Below are 21,975 nucleotides of genomic sequence, written 5' to 3'. Positions count from 1 at the left end.
ATTAGCCTTTAAATGTAAAATAATGGTTATTAACTTCCTGCTTCAAACACTTATCGCTAGACCATTGGCTCGCGTTATCTCTTTTAAAAACATATTTTATCCAGGGTCTTCCTGCAAATGGCCCTTCTAAAATCGGCAGTGAAACTTTTAGCCATTCATCTATTTCTTCAGCTTTGTAATCTTTTCTTGCACTTATGTAAGCAAGTATCCACGGTTTATAAATACCATTCTTCAAAAAGCTGACCACTACTTTGCTTTTACAAGATACCCGGAGGAGGTACGAAAGCACATTTATACCACAAGTGCAGTTGAAAGTGTTAATAGCTTGGTTGAAAAAGTGAGAATAAAATCTGGTGGATATTTTCAATCAGCTGATATTTTGGAACTCAATGGTTTATTTGCAGAGAGCATTTGAAGCAAACAAAATGGGAAAAGCCTGTTCCAGTGATAAAAGCTTACATTTACGAGATCATGCAGCTTTTCCAGTTACGTTACTATGCTCAGACGCAAAATTCTTGACAGGGAGTAAAAAATATTTTGTGTATTTAGATTAACTTTACACTCTTTCTTAGCAAGAATCAGTTAAGATTTTTAGGTCAAGTCCAAATTTTTGTGTAAAATTCCTCTGGTTAGAATCTGATTTCTCTCTATCACCACCGTTCAATTCATTATAGCGCAGCAAGCGCGGCAGAGTAAGAGCAAAATTTAGTGTGGAAAATTGAAGTATTCTTCGCTTCATTTGCCGAAGTGCACACCCTGCTAGTAATGAGAAGTAGTCGCATATACCTCACTTCCATTATTCTTCTTTCTCTTCTCATCTACACAGTCAGATCTTTTTAGTTTATAGTGCTTAATTCTCTATTAATAGTGAGATTCCCGCAAAAAATTTTATATGTTTATTATGTTTATAAATTATAAAAATAACGGTTCTATATAAATGTTGACGTGGCTAGGGATTACATCAACATTTATTATAGAACCAAATTAAAGAAGTCTTAAGTGCCATTGACTTAATAGTAATTGGAATAAGCAGAATTATAGATACAGGTATATTTGTAATTACTAGTGTTGCTACAACTGAAAAATTTTGTCTTGCAGTTGTGCTCTCATATATTCTAGCAAAGATTAGCTTGTGCTTTTGCGGCAATTTCTATGCAGAATTGGCATACATATTTCCAATTATAGGTTCTACCTATAACTACATCTATATGCTAATGAAAAAACTTATTGCTTGGACAATAGGATAGGACTTAATACTTGATTACGTATTTGCTCTTCTGGCAATCTCTTTGGGCTGGTTTGTTTATTATTTCACTAACCTAAATATTAGTGCTGCTTTTAAAGCATTTGTACTTCTCTTTTTTGTCTTAGTCGATAAACCACATGTAAAACCAGCTAATTGGTAATATTTTTATCTTATGATATAATTTATCTTTTACGCATGTAAAAGTAAAGTTTACCTGGCCATTATAAGCAAAAGTTTTTTACTATTTTCCCCACCAAGTATATGGTTTTGCAGGAGGAGTCATGTAAGTCAACCGGCTATGCTTCAATCCCATGCGTATATAAGTTTTAACCATTCTTACCGCAGCAAAGGCCGGGTCTATTACTGGAACATAATAACCAGCTTCTTTTAACCTGTTCATTAGATTATTAGCCACTCCCATCATGCCAGTACAACCTAATACAATAACATGAACATTTTCTTTTTGAATTGCATCTAAGCTTTCCTTGAATAAGGCATCTTCTAATTTTTTCTTATCGCCCAAATCTAATACTGGAATGTTAACATATCGTAGTGCTTTTATTCGCTTTTCTATTCCCATCTTGGCAACTAAATCGTGTAGCATTGGAATAACATTGGGCAAAACTGTAACAGCACCAATGTTTTGACCAAGTCCTAAAGCAATTTGCATAGAAGGTTCAAAACCACCGCAAACGGGTATATCAACAAGTTCCCGTGCAGCATGTACCCCCGGATCCCCAAAACAATCAATAACTATACCCTCAAATCCTTCTTCTTGAGCTTTCTTTACCTTATTTAAGATATCTGGTACAGCCATAGCTTCATCATATTCACACTCGATGGACGCCGGACCATAATTCAAATTTTCAACATCAACATAATCATCAGGATCTACATAGTGTTTGATTTCCTTTTTAACTTCCTCATTAAATACCTCTGAAGTAATTGGCACAATAATTTTTAGTTTCATAAGTAACCCTCCTTGTTTTTAAAATTAAATGAATTGCCTTCCATCTATATTAGGCAGTGGCTCCCTGCTTCATAGAATGCTATCGCATCCTCCACAGACACTAGTTCATGTCGTGCTCACCTACTACTCGTAAGGTAAATGCCTCCCCAGATTTGGTTTCCATTTATACTCTAATTCATCTCCATTTTATAGAAGATGGAAGTAAATTACTAAAGTCTGTTAAATTAAATTTCCTGCTGCTTTAACTCTAATTCTAACTGCATTTCCGGGAAGATAAGCTAAAGGTATATCTTCAACATAAACGACATCCACTGATTCAGGATTAGCCCCTGCTTTTATTGCTTCATTTATTGCCCGTTGCTTTGCATCGTTTAATGCTGCCTCTCTGCTCATATCACTCAAAGAATAAATGCGATCTATTTCACCACTAACCTGAGCTATAGCAGCACCTAAAGCATTGGCTACTCCAAAATTTTTCGGCCTTACTATTTCATTTACACCGTGTACTTCATCGGCAACAATAATGCTTCCTCCGCCAACCAATACAAGAGGTTGTGGTTCTTTACTGGTTTTCATTTTGTCAATGGCTTCATTAATCATTTCTTGCATTTTGGCATGTGCTCGCTTAGCAAATTCTAAAGGTATATCTTTTACTTTTTCCTTAGAACCTACTTCTGCCAATCCTAAACGAACTGCAATGTCAGTAGCAGTTATGGTTTTCCCTCCAAATACCAAAGCCTCTTCGGTAATTCTATACCCTACACTTTCAGGACCTACTTTAATTTCGCCGTTCTCTTCACGAATAATTGTACCACCGCCAAGTGCAAGTGAAATTAAGTCAGGCATTCTAAAGTTTGTCCGCACCCCGCCAATTTCTACTGCAATGGAAGATTCTCTAGGAAATCCCTGAGAAATAACTCCAATGTCACTTGTAGTTCCACCAACGTCAAGCACTAATGCATTTTCTAGCTTACTAAGAAAAGCTGCTCCACGAATACTGTTTGTAGGACCACAAGCAATTGTTAAGATAGGATAACGCATCGCATAATCAATCGACATTAAAGTTCCATCGTTTTGACAAAGATATACGGTAGCCTCTGTAAGACCTTCTCGTTTCAAAGCATCTTTAAAACTATTAGCAGTTGTCCGAGCAACTTCAACTAAAGCGGCGTTTAAAACAGTAGCATTTTCCCTCTCAAGTAGGCCAAGGGAACCAATTTCATGAGATAGAGATATTGGTATTTCCCCAAGAACTTCTTGCAATATTTCTTTTGCTCTTAATTCATGTTTATTGCTAACTGGAGAAAATACAGATATTACCGCAACACTTTCTACTTTGCCTTTAATTTCCTTGGCGATTTTACGAAGCTCATCTTCATCTAGTGGACTTATTTCTCTGCCATCAAATTCATTTCCACCGGCAATTAGGTAATAATGATTCCCTACCGCCTCAACCAAATCCTTAGGCCAACCAACTAGCGGAGCAATTGCTTCGGTTGCGGGTTTACCAATTCGAATAATTGCAGTCTTACAAAGCCTTTTGCGCTCAGCAATGGCATTTGTAGCATGGGTTGTTCCTAACATTGCATATTTTATCTTTTTGCGATCTATGTTACTTTTATCTAATACCTTATTCAATGCTTCAAATATACCGCTTGAAACATCTTTAGTAGTCGGTACTTTAACACTCTCTATTAGTTCCATATTTTCATTTACTAAGACTGCGTCAGTATTGGTCCCACCAACATCAATTCCAATACGATATTCCATCTTTTTCTACCTCCTTTTAACCTCTATTGAGTTCTTCTAAAGGTATATAATCAACATCATATCCAAAGTAACGCGGACCAACAGTTTCAATGCCTTTTTCAGTTCTCCACTTCTTATCACACGGAATTCCTATAATAAATACTCTCTGTCCATAACGTAATCCTTCGGTGGTTATAGGTAAAGCTGTATGGGCGTCAACGGTACAAATCAAGTCAGGTACGGTAGCTACAACTTTTCCATTGCGGCGAGCTATTAAATTTTCATTTTGGAAATTAATAGTCATGGCTTCCCCTTTATATTGGTCAATTCCATCAATATGAGCTTCCCCGCGGACAAATCCACCAGTAGTACGCCTTTGCACATCAGAAATTTTGCCTTTGAAAAGCATGTATCCACCTGTCACTTCTAAAAGTGCCTCTATAGGATCTTCACCTTTCTTGTGGGCTTCGCGTATCGCTCTTCCAATTTGAGCCGAATAAGAAATAACATTTCTTATTCCTGCTCGTTTTAAATCTTTTCCAGCCATCGGATAAATTGCTATCATAACTGATCCACCCATAACTACCGTAGCATTTCTAGCAAGACTTTCCGTCCAGAAATTACTGATTGTGTGTAAAAGTATAGAATTACCTTTTTCATCTGCTAAAACCATAGGTGTTGCAGAAACTCCATAAAGGTGATATGTCACCATTTGCAGCTCCGGGAAAGCCCTTCCCATGCCATCTACGTCTACCAGTGGTAGTTTCTTCTCAGCTGCAACCATAATAGGTATCATTGAATTAACTCCACCAGCTTCAATAGGAAGAACCGCATATACTTCCTTCCCAAGAAAACTTTGGATACTATCAAAAGCCTTGAAAATCTCTTTTCCTGAGGGTACTTTTTCTACTAATACTGTCGGCGCTCCCATCATTGCTACAGGAACAACTAATGCATCATCGGGGATATCGTCAACATCAATAAGTTCTACTGGACCATTTTTTTGTAGAGCTTGAATAGCCATGAGTTTGCCTACATAAGGGTCTCCTCCTCCCCCAGTTCCGAGAAGAGCAGCTCCAACCGCAATGTCTTCGACTACTTGCACATCGATTTTCTTAATTTTTCTATATCCTTTTTCATTTTTTGTTGTACCTCCTTTTAAACATTTTTAATAGATTTTTTGTAAATTTTCCTGAAAAAGTTATATTTTACTACCATCCTTTTCATGCATTCTCACCTTTTACAAAACGAATCATTTTACGGCCTGTGGTTATAGCCCACATTTTCGATATTAACCAGTGTGCTAAACCAGCAGCCACTAAAGAATTTAATGCTGGAATACCCCACTGAACATAATAACCTATTAAAGCTCCAATTAACCAAGCTAATAATGCAATAGGATTGATATGCTCCACAATCTCCGGTAATTTGCCCTCTGCACGACTTTCCTCAAGTTCTTTTTTGAAACGCCTTAAAGATAAAATAATCAACAACCATGATTCCTGCAATAGGTGGTATTGCAATTCCTAATATCATCAAAAAACTTGTAAATTTCTCTAATATTCCCATCATAGAAAGTGCTGTTCCTATTATTCCAATAATCAATGTAATTATTCCTCGGTTAACTTTTACATTAAAGGCAGCATCTAAAAAATTAGTAACACCCAATGAAGCAGCATAAAGATTTAAATCATTAATTTTTATAGTTGAAAAAATAACCAACAATGCAGCAAACCAACCACCTAGATTATACATTATCTTAACAACATCGCTTGTACTTGCTGCATGTGCCATCGTGGCTCCTATAAAGTTTAGTAATATTTCTCCTAAAAGTAGACTTAGTAAAGTCATCCAAAAAACATCTTTGGCATTTCTGTTAAACCTACTCAGATCAGGCGTTATAACCGAACCTACCATAAAGCCACCCGCTATCATAGTTGCAGCAACACCAATAGTAAGATGCGGACCCGGAGGGGGAGATGAAAGAATTTCGCTCATATTGTAGTTACCTAACATTTTAAATGTAGCCCACAATACTCCGGCTATAAAAGCAGGAACAGCAATATTTGCTGTATAGCTAAGCATTTTATAACCATAAACTACAATTAATGTAATTGCAATACCACTTATAAGCATTAATAACTGAATATTAACCTTACCCCTAAAAGCACTATAAAGTCCCTCAGCAAAAACAGAATTTTGAATACCAAACCAACCCGTAGCCGTAATTGAAATTACAAGTCCAATAAGACTCGAACCTAGTTGACCAAAGCCTGCCCAGCGAGAAAGAAAACTAGTAGACATTCCTTCTAAAGCTCCAGCTACTCCAGTTAAAAAACTGACAATTTCCATAATTGTAACACCCAATAAAGTAGCAATAATTACATCTTTCATTGTCATGCCATAGCCTATAGTGGCACCAGTCATAAGTAAAGGCAAACAAACCACACTGCCAAAACGAATCATGAAAACCTCCCACATAGGACGTCGTGCATCTAATGGAACACGACTTAAAGAATAGTCATCAGCAGTCTTAAAAGCCATTTTGACTCCTCCTCTTTAAAAAGTTAATTTTTTAAAGTTTAAAAAGTTAATTCTGTGAAGCAATAGTTTAGCAAAAATCATGCCAATTTCTTCGCCAAACTTTTATGATTTTAACTAAGGATGTGTAAAGTTATACGATGGGAAAGTTCTTGATAATAAGTAGAATTCCATTTTGAAAGGTAAAAAACAAAAAGTGAGATGTGTTAAAAAAATTTTCTTAATCTTAAAATGCCAATTGTAAGCAAAATTAAAACGTTTAAAAATTTTATAGCTAAGAAAAAACTATTGACGCAGAATTTCTTTTGAATTAAAATATAATAAAAATTAACTTATATTTTTTATATTTTATTTTATTTTCTCATTTATTCTCAAAATTTCTCATTTTTTATCATATTTTCTCATGGCTATTAAAATTTCTCATTTTAAGTGGTGATAAAATTTATGAGAAAAGCTTTTATTGATTCTTTTATTGATTCTCTTAAAGAAACTTTTGGCCTTGTGGCCAATCTTCCGGAAAAATGTTTCTCATTTATTTCACTTTCAAAAACAGGCTATCGTGTTTGGGCACCACCCTGTACGCCCAATTGCCCTGAAGGCACTGCTTGCCCTTATGAGCTAATACTTTCCTTTAAACTAGAAGAAGATGTTTTTGTAGTTGCATTGCCTAAAAACATTGATAGAGATTTAAAGCTAACACCCGCATTACTTATTAAATTTCTTTTGACTGTATTGGAAATATTATATATTCCTGAACAAAAATCCGATAATTTGTTAATCACGGAAGCATTGCAATTTTTGGCAAATCAATTTAATATAGAGTTTTTCCTTTTTGACAATAAAGGACAACTAATTTTAAGTCAAACTCATTCGCCTATCCAACTTTCTACCTTTACCCTTTGGGAAAAGTTAAGTCAGACAGGTGAGCCAGAAGGTTTTATAAAAACCAGATGGGGAAACTTTTATTATCGTATTTTTACAAAAGATGGAATAACAACGGGTTCGATAGTCTGGAAAACAGAACCAGCCAAGCTGGAAGAAAACAAATTCCTTTTTCACGACGATTCTTTTTTTACTATTCCAGGTAAAAACCCTCGTTTTTTAGAAATAAAAGACCTTGTACGACAAATCGCAGTAACCGACAGCACAGTACTACTTCAAGGTGAAAGTGGCACTGGTAAAGAACTCTTTGCCCGCTATATTCACTACTTAAGTCCTCGGAAAAACCATCCTTTTATTGCAATAAACTGTGCTGCAATTCCCGATAATCTTCTTGAAAGCGAACTTTTCGGCTACGAAGACGGCTCATTTACAGGTGCTCGTCGTGGCGGCAAGCCTGGTAAATTTGAACTTGCTAATGGTGGAACAATTTTTCTTGATGAAATTGGTGACATGCCTCTACAATTACAAGCAAAACTTTTACGGGTTTTGGAGAACCGACAAGTAGAAAGAATTGGAGCTACTGTTTCCCGTCCAATTGATGTAAGAATTATTGCGGCAACTAATAAAAATTTAAAAGAATTAATTGATGCTAAACTGTTCAGAGAAGACCTATTCTTCCGCTTAAATGTTTTTCCAGTTTTCATACCACCACTACGTGAGCGTCGAGATGATATACTTCTCCTTTTAGACTTTTATTTAAAAAATATTTGTCTTGAACAAGATAAGCCATTTAAAATTTTCAGCCCAGAAGCTATTGAAATTCTTCAGAATTATGACTGGCCAGGAAATATACGAGAATTAAAAAATGTAGTAACTTACGCCGTCTCTATTTGTAAAGGTGATATAATTACTCTGCATTATCTACCAAAGTACTTACAAAACGGTTTATCATCCACTAAATCCCAGTTTGGTGAAGTTAAAACCACCCATCCAATTATCCAGGTCGATCAATTAAAAGATCAGTTAGAAATTCTATTAGCTAAATACGGTAATTCTACCCAGTCCAAAAAGTTAATTGCTCAAGAGTTAGGCATTAGTCTGGCAACTCTCTATCGTTGGCTTAGAAAATACCATCTAAGGTAGGTGTAACTATGCAAGAAATTACCATTGATTGGATTGAACCACTTTGGTATGGCAGTATCTTCCTCGGTTCGGGTGGTGGCGGGAAAAGCTATCTTTTAGCATCTGAGCTTCATAAAGTTTTACAAAACCGTGCTATTCCATTACTAACCCTTGATGAATTGCCAGAAAACAATTTTTTTTGCGGCGTAGGTCTTCTAGGCTCACCGGAATTAAGTGAAGAAAGCCTACCTTCAGGAATGGAAGCACGTATTATTATTGAGGAGCTAGAAAAATATACTGGTGCTAAGTTTAAGGGGATCTCAATCGTTGAAGGAGCAGGGGTTAATATTTTTTACCCACTCTTAACTGCACTTCAAACAGGCTTACCAGTTACTGATGGTGATGCTATGGGGCGAGCTTTTCCCGAATTGCAAATGACCACCTATCATCTTGAAAATTTAACTGTTACTCCTTTAGTGTTAATTGACAGCAATTATAATTTGCATTTGTTTCTTGATAAGCAAGATACCTTCCTTTTAGAATTGAATACTCGCCAGATTATTTCCCAGCAGGGAGGAGTAGGTTATTTTGCTGGTTTTCCTTATCCTGGTTCTGTGCTAAAAAGAGTCCTTCTTCCAGGCACGTTAACTTTTGCTCGAGAAATAGGTGAATGCTTTCTACAAGCTGATAATTATCGTGAACTGTTTAGCTTGCTTTTAGAAGTAACTTCTAACTCTTTCTACGGGCCAGTAGTGGAAATTTTCCAAGGTACCGTAACAAACATCTCCACATATGAAATTACTAAATGGAAAGCTGCAACATTAATTTCGCCAAAAGGTGAAAAATTACAACTTCTTTTTCAATATGAAAATCTGCTCGCTTTTAAAAACGGTAATATGGTTGCTAGTGTGCCTGATTTAATTTCTGCAATTGATTTAAATAAACTTAAACCAGTAAACAACAACGAAATTTATGAAGGACAACAGCTGGCACTTCTGGGCCTTCCAGCACCGCTTCGACTCAGAATCAGCAAAGCTCTAGATGTCGTTGGCCCTCAATGTTTTGGCTATCGAACTATTTATGTACCGCTGGAAAAGCTATATTGGGACTACTACCATAAAAAGGAGGTATTTTCTTGAAACTTACACTTGGAATTTTTTTGAATGGTCAATCTGGAACTCTTATCGCTGGCTCAGGTAAGTACCTTCTTTATGAAGGAAAATTTTCTTGGCAGACTTTTTTAGATGAATTAGAGCACTGCCTTTCCATACTAGGCTTATCTAGAAAAGATGTAATTAAAATCTATTTTACTCCACCTCTTTCTTCTTCAGCAAAAAGTAATATTAAGCCAATCTTTCATCTTCGCCTAGTACCAGAGCAATTTAGTGCTTTTTTTACCCAATCCCAAAATTTACAAAAACTAGTAACAATCTTTCAAGTAACCCCAGAAAAACTTTTACAAAAATTAGAAGAAAATAAAGAGCAGATTAAAAAAGCCAATGTAATCTCCATCATTGCGCCTTTTGGTCTAGTCTACCCTGAAAAAGAAGACAAAGCTATTCGTATACTTAAAAAACTCGCTTCGGCAACAATCTTAAAATCTCAGGATTATCCCCAGCTTGGCTTTTATGAACGAGAAAAAGCTTTGCTAATAGCTGATAATTTTATGGTTACAGTATATCCTTATCTTAAGCAACTTAGAGATTTTTTTGCTCCTTACCCCCCAGGAATATATTGGGTTGAAAACGAAGCAGTCTGCTTAACCGAAGATTTTTTACCACAAACTTGCGGTAAAATTTACGAATTTGCTCCTTTGTTACAAATAGCCCGAGGTGCTGCCGTTTTATTTGGTTACCGTTATTCTTTAGCTCTTTTTAAAGTCGGTTCTACATTTAAACTTTTTCAAGTGAAAAATTCTTTAGAAGTCAGCGAATTATCTCCACCTTTTAGTTTCATTAGCGCCTCGTCAGTGCAACCTTTACTTGCCAGCCTTAAATACCGCCTTCCTGAAAATGTGCAGGGCATAATTCCTATTTTTAATTTTTCCAGTTACTATTTTTCTGATTCTTATCCATACCGATTTTATCAGCTTGCTTTTTCAAAATTACTCCGTTATATCGGTTTTCTTACAGCTCCAGCGGTTTTAACATCTCTTACCATCTGCAAACAAGAAGAACTATATGAAAACAAAAAAATTTATTAAAAATTTACACCTTATTAATAAAAAGCATAATTTTCTGGAAAAGCCTGTAGTTTTTTATCAAGAAACTCCTATTCGTTATTTAACTTTTAATCATACAATCTTAAAAGTGGGTCTAAAAGAGTCAAGTTCATTGCAATTATAGTTATTACATTAGCGGCTTCTCTATGTATTCTGCAATTTTGTGACCTGGTTTTTTCCTATATTCCTAATGCCTTAAGGATATTCACCTTTTTGCCGCACTATTATGCTTTAATAAAGTAGTGTGGACGAAATTGAAATAAAGTAACTAAGGCAATACAAGTTTTAGAAGAGGGGTTTAAAGATGCGATAGCGGTCTTAGAACTTCCTGAACCTTATCGGAGAAGGCTTCGTACTACTAATATGTTAGAACGGTTAAATGAAGAAATTCGTTGATGTGAAAGAGTAATAAGGATATTTCCCAGTCGAGAATCTTCTATTTGCCTAATTGGATCCTCATTAATGGAACAAGATGAAAAATGGGCCTCAGGAAGAGAGTATTTGGACACGACTGAGTATTTTGAGTAGCAAAAAAAGTTTCAACAAAATCGAAGGACAAGGTTATTCCAATAAAATGACCAGTCTTAGGATAAATTAATTTGAGAAATTGCATTTATCTACTTTTTTGTTTTAGTTGTTATGCTATAAAAGTAAGGAACCCCTCTGCTGTAAAGGGTTCCTTAGATTTTATCAAAAGCAATATTTTCTCTCTGCGTTGCAATCCATCTTTCTGCTACTGGTGTTTTTTATTATCTTAACTTACTTACATTCTTTTATTAGCACTATATTCTGATTCCCATTTGGGCTGTGGTCCTCTTAGATAGGATATAAAAGCTGCAACCAAGCTTATTGCAAAAGATATCCCAAAAGTAGACCTTAAGCCCTTAATAAATTGAGCAACTGCTATCCCTTTTGCCCCAACTTGGGTTCCTACAAAAAGTGCTTGCATTGCTTGCGGATCTATGCTTGAAGAAATTATTCCCATAGCCAAAGCTATACTTATTACTGTTCCGGCATTGTTCATCATTGTCCTTACTCCTGCCGCTATTCCTCTTTTATCAGCAGGAACATTACTCATTATAGCGTTGGTATTAGGAGATATAAATAGCCCGGAGCCAAAACCCATTATAGCCATCCACAGTATTAATTTTGTAATTGACGTTGTAACATTTATTCCCATAAAACCTACAAGTCCTACTGCAGATATAAGTAGCCCTATACTACTTAACTCTCGTGACCCATACCTATCAGATAGCCAACCGCTAATTGGTGAAACCACCATCATTGCTAGAGCAAATGGTGTCAATAAAATACCTGCAGTCAATGGATCCATTGCCTTAATACCCTGCAAGTAAAAAATCAAAAGAAAAGTAACTGCTCCTCTTGCTATTCCATTTAAAAGATTACTCGTATAGGCAAAAGCTAATATTCTCGTTTTAAAAAGATTCAAATCAAGCATTGGCTGTTCCACGGTATTTTCAATATAAATAAATAAAACAAACAAGGCTATTGCGACGACAAAGAGAGTAATAATGTGTGGATTTCCCCATCCTGCAAATCCTCCAAAAGACAGGGCAATTAAAAGTATTATCATAGCAATAGTAAATACTAAAGTACCGCTGTAATCAAATTTTTGATGTTCGGGAAGAGCCTCTATTTCCCTAAGCTGTAGTGCTGCCCACAGCGTGCCAATAATCCCAAATGGCACATTGATGTAGAAGATGCTTCTCCATCCAAATTTAAGCAAAAATCCTCCTAAAATAGGTCCTATGACATTTGCAATGCTTATAACCATGCTGTTTATACCTAAAGCTTTCCCTAATTCGTTTTTAGGAAAAGCGTCTGTTACAATCACTGTGCTATTAGCCATCATTAAGGCACCACCAATAGATTGAATAATTCTAAACAAAAGCAATTGAATACCAGAATTTGACATTCCAGATAGTAAAGAACTGAGAGTAAATATCGCAAAACCTGTAACATATAATTTCTTTCTTCCAATCATATCTGCAATTCTCCCTATCGTCGGTACAAGTATTGTAATAGAAAGCATGTAACTCATGACAACCCACATGATTATAGTCATATCAGCATGTAAAGCTTTCATAGTATCAGGCAAAGCAATTAAAAGCATACTTCCATTAAGAACAGAAAAAAGAGCACCTATTGTAGTGCATGAAAGTGCAATCCATTTGTATTCCAATTTTTTCACAGTATGCATCTCCTTTCATGTGACGATTCTTGGATATAATAATGCAGCGCACAATTGCAAAATAACAGTTATGAATATTATTATTAGCCAATCCAAGCCTGCATTTGGTATAGGACTATTTAATAAATATCCTCTTAAAAGTTCTACAATATAACTCAGAGGATTTATGTATTAATGCCTGGCCGATTTCCAGTTTTCTAACCATACCACCAGAGTACTCTTTGACAATCCTGTTTGCTGCTTCACTTAAATTTAATATGTCAAGAATATGATTAATCCTTTCTTCTCTCTCTTTTTTAGGTAAGCGCAATAATTTTGCAACAATTAGAAGATTTTCATACCCTGTTAAAGTTGAATCGGCTGATAAGGCTTGCGGTACATATCCTATTAAATTTCGAATATAACTTCCATTTTTTATAACATTTATTCCCTCTATTTTGATTTCGCCTGATGTCGGAGGCAAAAGCGTAGTTATCATACGAATTGTAGTTGTTTTTCCTGCTCCATTAGGTCCCAATAAGCCAAAAACTTCTCCTTCGTTTATGGTAAAACTTATACCTGCAACTGCTTCATACTTCCCAAAAAGCTTCCTTAGATTTTTAACTTCAACAGAAAAAGGCATATAAACACCTGCTTCCAAATTAAAATTTAGCAAGTCTCACATTCTTTCAATTGATTCCAAATTAACCTCAAATCCCTGTTTAGCTGTTCTACATCAAGGCCATCAATCTTTTCTAAAATATTTGCAAGTATTGATGTACGATATTGTAAGATCTCTTTTAATAGTTTATCACCTGCTTGGGTTAATTTAAGATAAACAAGCCTTCTGTCAGTTTCATCTCGCCATCTTTCAACAAGCCCATCACTTACAAGATTGTCAACAAGCCCTGTCAGAGTGCCAGGAGCCAGCAGCAACCTTCTTTGCAATTCTTTCATGGTTATTGGGTTGTCAGCCGACAACTTATTCATAACCCAAAACCTCGCCATTGTTATATTTTTTTCGTTGAGATAGCTTCGAGTATATAAATTTAATATGTGGTTTATCTCTCGTAAAAACATTTCTAAATTGTCTATATACCCTAGTTTCATCAATTTGCCTCCCTAATATTTTGGTTTCCAAATTATATTATAACATTATTTTTACAAAGTCAATAGGGTGTAAACATTTTATTATAAAAATGATAGATAAAGATATAAATAAATGCGTGAACAATGAGATAAATATCCTTAAAAATAATAGACAAGAAGAAAACAGTGTGGTAATCTATAAAAAGAAAGTAAAAATCAATTTGGAGGGCGTTAAATGAGTAAAATTTTTGATATTGATAGAAATGATGAATGCATTTGTGGAAGTGGAAAAAAATATAAAAAATGCTGTCTTCCTAACATAGAAAAAATTGAAAAAACCCTCTTAAAAGAAATGGAAAAAGAAGATGTATTTTCACCTTATGATTATGAATTTATACGAATACTAAGTGTAATGTATGGAATTAAGCTGGATGGTAAAAATGAAGCTGTAAACGTGGAAAAATTAAAAGTATTACTAATAGAATCATTGAGAGAAAGAAAACAACAACTAGAAGAACTTAATGAAGAAAATGAAGATGAAATAACCGAAGAATTATTTAGAAAAATTGTAAGTATATTCAGAAAAAATGAAGGGTTGAAAGACTTAAGAATCCCGGTTACTTTTATAATGAATGTAGATCTTGATAATGAAGAAGAAATGGAAAGAGTTTTAGATGAAATATCTAATACATCTTTTTTAGAAAACTATTTATTGAATTTAGCCTATTCTCTACGTACAAAAAAATTTACCGAAGAAGAAATGAAGAATATCTTTATCTGGCTTTCAATAGCAGTTATAGATAAAACTTATAAGATATTTACAACACCTATCTTAGAAGCAACAGAATTTGACCTTATAGATGGAGAAGATGAATTAGAAAAAGTTTTAAATAATGCAGAAAAATTACCCCAAGATTTAATAAATAAGAAAATAATGGAAATATTCTATAAATATCCTATGTTTGCCGAATATTTAAGTGCTGATATGTTTATGGAAATGGGAGATGATTTAAATTATATTTTAGACCCTGAAATGGAAATTGAAATACCATTTTATGTATTTTATGTTTTTTATTTAAAGTTCCTTACAAAAGCCGCTGAATTCTTTAAAAAGAAAAACACAGAACAACAAGAACCTTTTGATTCTATATTTTTGATGAAGTGATAGATGAAATTTTTGATGAAGATATAGTTGCAGAAAAAGTGTATTTTTCTATATTAGGCAAAATAGTAGAAATAGAAAAAACTACAAAAAATAATGACCTCAAAGAAAAGCTTCAAAACATATTAGAATTTTTAGCTATACCAACAAACTTCCAGATTAGTTTAATAAAGATAAGATTTGTTATATCCCTATCTAAGTATGTTAATAATTTACCTCAAAAAATAGATGATAGCGATATGATTTTAGAAAATCTAGAACAGCTATTATCAAGAAAATTTTTTAATGAATATATGGCCTATTTAGAGTCAAAGGATTTTGAAGAAGTACAATACTTAAAACAGCTTTACAATAAAATTGAAGAACAAAAAGCAATTATATATGATAATATGAATGCGATTGTAAATGCATTAAAAGGTTTTTGATTTTTGTTGTGTAGAAATGTTATGAATTTATAAATAAATCAAAAAGAATCAATATAAAGCTACTTTAAAGGCTTTTTAAAGTTTTAAGGTAGCTTATTTTTGTTAACATTTTAAATTTTATTATTCGATGAGATAATGGCTGACTGTGGCAAAACTTTTAAGATTTTTCTTTTTAATTAAAAAATTAATTAAAAAAGAGCAATTAACCACTGCCCTGGCATTGCTCTTTCCAAGATAACACATTAATTTTTCTTATATTAAAATCTGTAAATACTTGATAATCACAAAAATCTAATCTTTCTCTAACACATTCCACAAAGATTGCTTTTTATTCTTCAAAACAATTTCATCATCTTTTAGTTGAAGGGGCATAACAGACACAACAATGTGCTTTTCTTTTAACAGCTCTTTTTCAATAAACAACCATGTATGATTGTGCAATAGCTTTTGCCACCACTTTGGTGCAGTAAATTTTGGTATAATTACAGTTATTATATCTCCCTTTTGATAGTTATACTCTTCTGACTTTATATATTCTAAAAGTGGTTCGATGATTTTTCTGTAAGGTGAGTATCTGATAACTAAAGGAATAGAACAATTTAACATTTTATATCTTTCTTGCAATTTCTTTGCTTGCTCCTCGCTTATAGAAACATTGAATGCAATTACATTATCAGATATAGTCCTTGCAAACCTTAATGCTCTTACACTTGCTTTGTTTAAACTTTCTATTGGAACAATTACTCTATTTCTATAGATATTGTGTTCAATATCTAACAATTCTTTATCAGCAGGTGTTATTCTGAGCTGGTCAGCAACAGCAATATAATGAAGTTTTACTTTTACCATTGCAAGAACAAGTACAGGTATTAAAAGAACAACAATCCAAGCGCCTTCTTTGAATTTGGTTATTGCAATTATAATGACAACAACAAAGGTAGTAAGAGCTCCAAACCCGTTTATAAAAGCTTTTATGTGCCAGCTATTACCTTTATGTTTGAGCCATCTTACAAACATGCCACTTTGAGACAATGTAAATGATATAAATACACCAATAGCATAAAGACCAATTAAGGCCGAAACATTGCCTTTAAAAATGACAATTAATAAAGCAGATATTAATGAAAGAATTATTATTCCATTTGAATAGCTCAATCTGTCTCCTTTCATACTTAGTTGTCTTGGAACAAATTCTTCCTTTGCCATGACAGCTACAAGCATTGGAAAACCTGCAAAAGCTGTATTTGCAGCAAATACAAGAATTATAAATGTTGTTGCAGCAACGAAATAATACATAAAAGTTTTGCCAAAAACTTCTTGAGCCATTAAAACAAGCATTGCACCTTTTTCGGGATTTACTCGATAGTAAGTCGCCAGTAAAGATGTCCCACCAAATAATATAAAAATTATCAAAGATAAAAGCATAAGAACCATTTTTGCATGTTTTGTAGCAGGCTCTTTAAAGTTGGGAACAGCATTAGCAACTGCCTCAACACCTGTTAAGGCAGTACATCCACTTCCAAATGCTTTCAAAAGCAAAATCATTGTAACAGGGTGTATTGGATAATTTATTTTTGGTTCAGGCGGTATATAACCAGTTTTGAGCTTGAAAAATCCCGCGATTATTAGTGAAACTATCGCCAACATAAAAGCATAAGCCGGAATACCAAATATACGTGAAGATTCTCTTATTCCCCTTAAGTTTCCTATCATCAATAATAAGACTAAAAGCAAGCATATCTCCAATTTATATGGTCTTAACACACTGATAGCAGTTACAATTTGATCAACACCAGATGATATAGAAACAGCAACAGTAAGTATATAATCAACTGATAAGGCAGCACCAGCAATGATTCCTGCTAAAACTCCAAGATTGTCCTTGGCAACAATAAAGGCTCCACCACCGTTTGGATAGTTATCAATGGTTTGACTGTATGAAATCATAAGAATAAAAAGTAATACAATTATAGCTAGTGAAAGAATAGGGATTTTTTCAAACGCTAAAATTCCTACAGCAGGAAGTAATGCATATAGCATTTCTTGCCCTGCATATCCAATGGATGATATAGCATCGCTTGACAAAATCGGCAAACCCCATAAAACACCGTATTTTTCTGATTTTTCAACTTCATTTGGCAATGGTTGTCCAATTAAAACCCTTTTAATTTTTTCGAGCAAGGAAATCCTCTCCTTTGCCGATAATTTGAAGTATTAAATGGTTTTACAGTCAACTATATTATTATATTACCTTATTGCAACAAATTCAATTACTAACGTAGTTCATCCGTGTCAAGATTTTGTAGTGTAAATTGCAATATTAAACGCAACATTTATTTACATTAAATGCCATTATTTCATAACCATGTATGATACTTATATGTACTTCCCCTATAGGGGAAGTACAGTTCCATAATTTTACATATTAACTAAATCTGCAATAACTTCTGTTTTAAATTTTTTGCTCCCATTTGTTATGCTAGTTAATAGCTTGAGCTATCTCTTGCAAAAAGAATTCTTCTGGTGTCTTATATCTTAAAATTCTTCTTGGAAGTCTATTACAGTGTCTTAGTACAAACTGTTTCTTTTTTTTCATCCAGAACTCCTTCTGCAAATAACCTACTACTGCATCTGGCGACCATTTGTCTTTTAATATTTTTTCCTCTATAAATCTTAGAAATTTTTCTACTTTGGCTATTTTGAACTTTGCTTCGCAATTTTTTTTATTCTTCTTATATACTTCATACCCAATTTTCGGAAAATATTACAACCTTTTAATTTATTACAGGAGTGCTAAATTTTGATATGAACTTTAAAATCATTGCCCTTGTATAATTTACTAAAAAACTGTAAATTTCTTTTTTATCCTTTATATTTACTTTTTCTAAAAATATGGGTTCCCCAATGCAAATTTTAACTTTTGCCCTTTTTGGAATCCATTTTCCTGGAGGAAGCACTCTTTCCGTCCCTATTATCGCTATAGGAAGGATAGGTGCATTTGTTTTAACCGAAAGGAAAGCAAAACCAGGTTTAAATTCTTTAACATTTTCATTTACGCTCACCCCGCCTTCCGGAAAAACGCCGACTATATTGCCGTTTTTTAGCAAATCTATTGCTCGTTTTAATGTCCTTAAATCTTGCTTTTTTTCTTTTACAGGAAGCACACCCACAAGCTTTAAAATTATATTTAAAAACGGTATTTTAAATAGGTATGAAGCAGCAAGAAAAGTTATATAATAAGGTAATATAACCATTAGTATTAATGGATCCAATATGCTTTTATGATTTGATGCGATTATAAGAGGCCCTTTTTCAGGAAGGTTTTTCTTTCCTTCAACTTCAATTTTGATAAATATTTTAAATAAAAATAAAATATCCACTTTCCTAAAAAGTAAAAAATTTTCCTATAATCTTCATAGATCTTCACCCGATAAACTTATGTGTTGTTATATAAGTCCATCTTTTGAATTTCACTTTATATTATAATACTTTTTAAATTTTCCCAATAAAAATGTTTTGTAAATAAAGGGGTAAATAAAATAGGTCAAGAAAAGCCTTGGCCCGCCTATCTTCAGAGTATTTAATTTAGCAGCTTTTTTTTAACATTTCCTTTGCAATAGCAATTTTATTATTTTTTTGCCTAAAAATATAATACCAAAAAATTACTGTCTGTATAACTCCTATATTTCTTTTCTTTCTGCCGTCTCTTGTTTTAAATTTGATATTTCTTTCATTAAGCTTTCTTTTGCAAAATTAATTAGCTCCTCTTCATCTTTGCCGTTATCGGGATATGTACTTATACCAAAATACCATTTACCCGGCAGTTTACCTTTAACTTTTTTTATTACAACCACTGCGCCATTAGCTCCTGTAACAGGAAGAACTAAAGCCAAAGTATTTTTATCAATCTCAAATACTGTATCTATGTCGCGAAGTTTGTTCTTTACCTGTTTTGCTATTTTTGAAATTTCTACTCTGATTTTTCCTTCGCATTGTGCCAGAACTAAAGAAAGATTTACATTGCTTCTCTTGGCCCGGTTTATTTCTTTTTTTAGCAGCTCTTTAAGTTCCGGATAGTGATCTTCTTCTTTAATGTATCCTATTAGTTTTACTACACGTTTTACAAGCTCAGCTGCTTTAAAGGGCTTAATGAGATATTCTACCACACCAGCTTCTACTGCCTGTCTAATTGAAGGTGCTGTAGCATCTGCGCTCAATATCATTACCGGGATGTCTCTGTATTTTTCCTCTGACTTTAATTTCCGTATAAATTCAAAACCATTCTGATTCGGCAGATTAATGTCTACAATTACTAAATCAAATAATTCTTTTCTATTTTTTACTTTCAGCATCGCTTCTTCAGCGGTAGCTGCAGCTTCAACGTTATATCCTTCTGCCTCTAATATATTTTTAGCCATAAGCCGTATTAATACAGAATCATCTATTACTAGAATATTTTTACTATCTTTCCTTTCCTCCATAGTTCTTTTAGTGAGGCTTCATTACAAGCCTCTCTTTTTATCCTCCTCCCACATTATATTTCATTTCCATTTTTTATTCGCTTTTTACACAATTTCTTCCTTCACCCTTTGCTTCATAAAGCATGTTGTCTACTCGAATAAGAACTATGTCAATGGTATCAGTATCCCTATATTCAGTTACTCCAAAGCTTGCTGTTACATCCCCTATTCCTTGCAGTTCCATCCTTCATCTTGAATCATAAGTGCGTGTAATTCTTTTCCTATTATTTCTTCTCTTGAATATCCAAGTATACGCTCCGCTGCAGGGTTCCAAAAAGTTACGTTCCCTTTGTCGTCAATCATAATAATGGCATCTCCTGCAGACTCCATTATAGTGCTTAAAATCTCATTCCTTTCCTTCAGTTCTTTTTCCATTGTTCTACTCTCCGTTATATCAATCACAAGTGCTGCATATACTTTTTCTTTCCCAAATTCTATAAGTTCCAAGTGAACTTCTACTGGATAAAGAGAACCATCTTTCCTGCGGTGTACTGTGTTAAAGATAATTTGCTTCTGTTCTCCTTTAAACAGCATTCATCAGTTAATGCCTCCAATTAACTAGATTTCAGCAAATATAGCCAAATGTAACTTATAAAAACGTTTTGCTATATTTTCTGAAAATCACTCAAGACTTCTATTTCCGAAATATTATTATACTCTTTTTACTTAAAAACACAATAAAAATTTTCCTGTCATAATATTATCCCTATGATATTCTTCTGTCAAAAAACTTATAGATAGCTACATTAAGACAAGTCCAAATTTTTGGGGTAAAATTTCATTTTTGCTTAGAATAAGATTATGAGCATGAAATGAAAGCCAAAAATCAGGCATGGATTAGATGTTTTATAAATTATGTTAATCAAAAAGAACATCTTTATCCAACAAATATACAATAGTTGAAGATCTGATAATGAAGTATCAATATTTTACATTCATAGAAATTGAATTTTTAATCTAGTTGCTACTTGTCGAATTGAGGTTAAAATAAGATTAGAGTAAAATAAAGTTATTTGCATTCAATATATAAAATTGCTAATAATAGTATTACGTTCCAATCTAAAAACTAAGGGCAGGCATTCAGAAAATACCCACCCCAATTCTTGATAAAGAATAGACTTGTGCAAAATTCAGAAGCCTTCATTTTAAGCCATTCTACAGACATACTTTTTTCCTATCACTCTTGAATTTTTTATCTTTTATGTAGGATTTCCCCTCCCATTTGTCGAATTATTATATATACACTATAAAAAATTTTTTAAGAAGGAGGAAATCCTACATGTATCAGCTTCAATTACTTTTAAATATACCTGAACTCTTTACCTCTCAGTCTAAAATTGATTTCTATTCTTCTATGTTTGAAAATCTTGACCTGTCTTCAATACCTGAATTCCCTTCCTCTAGTCCTGGCCGTAAGGGTTACTCTCATCATGCTACTTTTTAGAGTCTTTTATTGTCATGAAAGCTAGAAAGATTCGGCACTAATTTCTAGTACCTTTTAGATTATCTCCGCAATAATCTTATCATTGCTCATCTTTGTGGCTTTAACATTTCTAAACCTCTTCCTTCTTATTGGACTTTTCGCCGTTTTATTAATGACTTCTCTCATGATTATTTGACCTCTATTTTTCAAAATCAGGTCAATATCCTCAAAAATATGGGTATTATCTCCGGTGAGTTTATTCCATGGATTCTACCCCTATTAAAGCTAACACTAAGTTAAATAACCCTAAGTCTTTTCTAAAAATAAATTCTCTAAAGATAATCAGCCTAACTCTGATAAGGATTGTAAATTAGGCGTTTATTCTGCTTCTAATGATTTCTTCTAATAAACGCTATAAGTTTTATTGGGGCTAT

Annotated in this window: 17 protein-coding genes and 4 pseudogenes; 8 read left to right on the top strand and 13 right to left on the bottom strand. The window is 33.7% G+C overall.

From position 1 onward, the window contains the following. Window position 1: 1 nt before the first annotated feature. On the bottom strand, window positions 2-235 hold the full coding sequence (locus THESIDRAFT1_RS14230; RefSeq protein WP_039929326.1) for a hypothetical protein: 234 nt from the start codon (window positions 233-235) through the stop codon (window positions 2-4). Between THESIDRAFT1_RS14230 and THESIDRAFT1_RS14225 the strand changes: the two genes are divergently transcribed. Both THESIDRAFT1_RS14225 and THESIDRAFT1_RS14220 read left to right on the top strand, forming a co-directional pair. Then, complete coding sequence (locus THESIDRAFT1_RS14225) at window positions 158-415, top strand: transposase (RefSeq protein WP_341853125.1); 258 nt, start codon at window positions 158-160, stop codon at window positions 413-415. The genes THESIDRAFT1_RS14230 and THESIDRAFT1_RS14225 overlap by 78 nt on opposite strands. 568 nt (window positions 416-983) lie before the next feature. Next, a complete protein-coding gene (locus tag THESIDRAFT1_RS14220; RefSeq protein WP_341853124.1) occupies window positions 984-1,247 on the top strand; it encodes a hypothetical protein in 264 nt (87 codons plus the stop codon). A gap of 240 nt (window positions 1,248-1,487) precedes the next feature. Here the strand turns inward: THESIDRAFT1_RS14220 and THESIDRAFT1_RS09805 are convergent, their stop codons facing one another. The 5 genes from THESIDRAFT1_RS09805 to THESIDRAFT1_RS09790 form a co-directional block, all read right to left on the bottom strand. After that, on the bottom strand, window positions 1,488-2,216 hold the full coding sequence (locus THESIDRAFT1_RS09805) for an aspartate/glutamate racemase family protein (protein ID WP_006570282.1): 729 nt from the start codon (window positions 2,214-2,216) through the stop codon (window positions 1,488-1,490). A 219-nt stretch (window positions 2,217-2,435) separates the two neighbouring features. Next, complete coding sequence (locus THESIDRAFT1_RS09800; RefSeq protein WP_006570281.1) at window positions 2,436-3,986, bottom strand: hydantoinase/oxoprolinase N-terminal domain-containing protein; 1,551 nt, start codon at window positions 3,984-3,986, stop codon at window positions 2,436-2,438. A 16-nt stretch (window positions 3,987-4,002) separates the two neighbouring features. Further along, entirely contained in the window at window positions 4,003-5,070 is a 1,068-nt protein-coding gene (locus tag THESIDRAFT1_RS09795; protein WP_006570280.1) for a DUF917 domain-containing protein, read from the bottom strand. A gap of 118 nt (window positions 5,071-5,188) precedes the next feature. Beyond that, complete coding sequence (locus THESIDRAFT1_RS15200) at window positions 5,189-5,458, bottom strand: hypothetical protein (protein ID WP_244262636.1); 270 nt, start codon at window positions 5,456-5,458, stop codon at window positions 5,189-5,191. Then, window positions 5,415-6,509 (bottom strand): purine-cytosine permease family protein, encoded by a 1,095-nt coding sequence (locus tag THESIDRAFT1_RS09790; RefSeq protein WP_244262635.1) that lies wholly within the window; start codon window positions 6,507-6,509, stop codon window positions 5,415-5,417. The genes THESIDRAFT1_RS15200 and THESIDRAFT1_RS09790 overlap by 44 nt, the downstream gene beginning before the upstream one ends. 441 nt (window positions 6,510-6,950) lie before the next feature. Between THESIDRAFT1_RS09790 and THESIDRAFT1_RS09785 the strand changes: the two genes are divergently transcribed. From THESIDRAFT1_RS09785 to THESIDRAFT1_RS13295, 4 genes and pseudogenes are all read left to right on the top strand, one after another. Further along, complete coding sequence (locus THESIDRAFT1_RS09785; protein ID WP_006570278.1) at window positions 6,951-8,531, top strand: sigma-54 interaction domain-containing protein; 1,581 nt, start codon at window positions 6,951-6,953, stop codon at window positions 8,529-8,531. 8 nt (window positions 8,532-8,539) lie between these two features. Next, complete coding sequence (locus THESIDRAFT1_RS09780) at window positions 8,540-9,649, top strand: DUF917 domain-containing protein (RefSeq protein ID WP_006570277.1); 1,110 nt, start codon at window positions 8,540-8,542, stop codon at window positions 9,647-9,649. After that, entirely contained in the window at window positions 9,646-10,713 is a 1,068-nt protein-coding gene (locus THESIDRAFT1_RS09775; RefSeq protein WP_244262634.1) for a hypothetical protein, read from the top strand. The genes THESIDRAFT1_RS09780 and THESIDRAFT1_RS09775 overlap by 4 nt, the downstream gene beginning before the upstream one ends. A 291-nt stretch (window positions 10,714-11,004) precedes the next feature. After that, window positions 11,005-11,259, top strand: a pseudogene (locus tag THESIDRAFT1_RS13295) (transposase); the annotation flags it as partial. Window positions 11,260-11,494: 235 nt separating this feature from the next. Here the strand turns inward: THESIDRAFT1_RS13295 and THESIDRAFT1_RS09770 are convergent. From THESIDRAFT1_RS09770 to THESIDRAFT1_RS09760, 3 genes are all read right to left on the bottom strand, one after another. Beyond that, on the bottom strand, window positions 11,495-12,943 hold the full coding sequence (locus THESIDRAFT1_RS09770) for an MFS transporter (RefSeq protein WP_006570275.1): 1,449 nt from the start codon (window positions 12,941-12,943) through the stop codon (window positions 11,495-11,497). Between the two features lie 115 nt (window positions 12,944-13,058). Next, complete coding sequence (locus tag THESIDRAFT1_RS09765; protein WP_039929322.1) at window positions 13,059-13,565, bottom strand: ABC transporter ATP-binding protein; 507 nt, start codon at window positions 13,563-13,565, stop codon at window positions 13,059-13,061. A gap of 26 nt (window positions 13,566-13,591) precedes the next feature. Continuing rightward, window positions 13,592-14,032 carry a MarR family winged helix-turn-helix transcriptional regulator gene (locus THESIDRAFT1_RS09760; RefSeq protein WP_006570274.1) on the bottom strand — a complete coding sequence of 147 codons (441 nt, stop codon included), beginning with the start codon at window positions 14,030-14,032 and terminating at the stop codon, window positions 13,592-13,594. Window positions 14,033-14,246: 214 nt separating this feature from the next. Here THESIDRAFT1_RS09760 and THESIDRAFT1_RS09755 point away from each other — a divergent pair. Continuing rightward, window positions 14,247-15,598: pseudogene (locus THESIDRAFT1_RS09755) on the top strand (SEC-C domain-containing protein). A 291-nt stretch (window positions 15,599-15,889) separates the two neighbouring features. Here the strand turns inward: THESIDRAFT1_RS09755 and THESIDRAFT1_RS09750 are convergent. From THESIDRAFT1_RS09750 to THESIDRAFT1_RS09735, 4 genes and pseudogenes are all read right to left on the bottom strand, one after another. Further along, window positions 15,890-17,779: an APC family permease gene (locus THESIDRAFT1_RS09750; RefSeq protein WP_003867963.1), complete on the bottom strand. Its 1,890-nt coding sequence runs from the start codon at window positions 17,777-17,779 to the stop codon at window positions 15,890-15,892. A gap of 593 nt (window positions 17,780-18,372) precedes the next feature. Then, complete coding sequence (locus tag THESIDRAFT1_RS09745) at window positions 18,373-18,978, bottom strand: lysophospholipid acyltransferase family protein (protein ID WP_006570272.1); 606 nt, start codon at window positions 18,976-18,978, stop codon at window positions 18,373-18,375. 300 nt (window positions 18,979-19,278) lie between these two features. Continuing rightward, on the bottom strand, window positions 19,279-20,079 hold the full coding sequence (locus THESIDRAFT1_RS09740) for a response regulator (RefSeq protein ID WP_006570271.1): 801 nt from the start codon (window positions 20,077-20,079) through the stop codon (window positions 19,279-19,281). A 73-nt stretch (window positions 20,080-20,152) separates the two neighbouring features. Further along, a pseudogene (locus THESIDRAFT1_RS09735) lies at window positions 20,153-20,649 on the bottom strand (PAS domain-containing protein); the annotation flags it as partial. A gap of 748 nt (window positions 20,650-21,397) precedes the next feature. Between THESIDRAFT1_RS09735 and THESIDRAFT1_RS13290 the strand changes: the two are divergent. Further along, window positions 21,398-21,975 (top strand): annotated as a pseudogene (locus tag THESIDRAFT1_RS13290) (transposase); the annotation flags it as partial.

The organism is Thermoanaerobacter siderophilus SR4 (assembly GCF_000262445.1).
GTDB lineage: Bacteria > Bacillota > Thermoanaerobacteria > Thermoanaerobacterales > Thermoanaerobacteraceae > Thermoanaerobacter > Thermoanaerobacter ethanolicus.
This window is presented reverse-complemented; position numbering and strand designations above follow the sequence as displayed.

What these genes read in the sequence shown, in the direction of transcription:
- THESIDRAFT1_RS09805 (WP_006570282.1), bottom strand. Translation starts at nt 2,216, where the DNA reads ATGAAACTAAAAATTATTGTGCCAATTACTTCAGAGGTATTTAATGAG.
- THESIDRAFT1_RS09800 (WP_006570281.1), bottom strand. Translation starts at nt 3,986, where the DNA reads ATGGAATATCGTATTGGAATTGATGTTGGTGGGACCAATACTGACGCA.
- THESIDRAFT1_RS09790 (WP_244262635.1), bottom strand. Translation starts at nt 6,509, where the DNA reads ATGGCTTTTAAGACTGCTGATGACTATTCTTTAAGTCGTGTTCCATTA.
- THESIDRAFT1_RS09785 (WP_006570278.1), top strand. Translation starts at nt 6,951, where the DNA reads ATGAGAAAAGCTTTTATTGATTCTTTTATTGATTCTCTTAAAGAAACT.
- THESIDRAFT1_RS09780 (WP_006570277.1), top strand. Translation starts at nt 8,540, where the DNA reads ATGCAAGAAATTACCATTGATTGGATTGAACCACTTTGGTATGGCAGT.
- THESIDRAFT1_RS09765 (WP_039929322.1), bottom strand. Translation starts at nt 13,565, where the DNA reads ATGCCTTTTTCTGTTGAAGTTAAAAATCTAAGGAAGCTTTTTGGGAAG.
- THESIDRAFT1_RS09760 (WP_006570274.1), bottom strand. Translation starts at nt 14,032, where the DNA reads ATGAAACTAGGGTATATAGACAATTTAGAAATGTTTTTACGAGAGATA.
- THESIDRAFT1_RS09740 (WP_006570271.1), bottom strand. Translation starts at nt 20,079, where the DNA reads ATGGAGGAAAGGAAAGATAGTAAAAATATTCTAGTAATAGATGATTCT.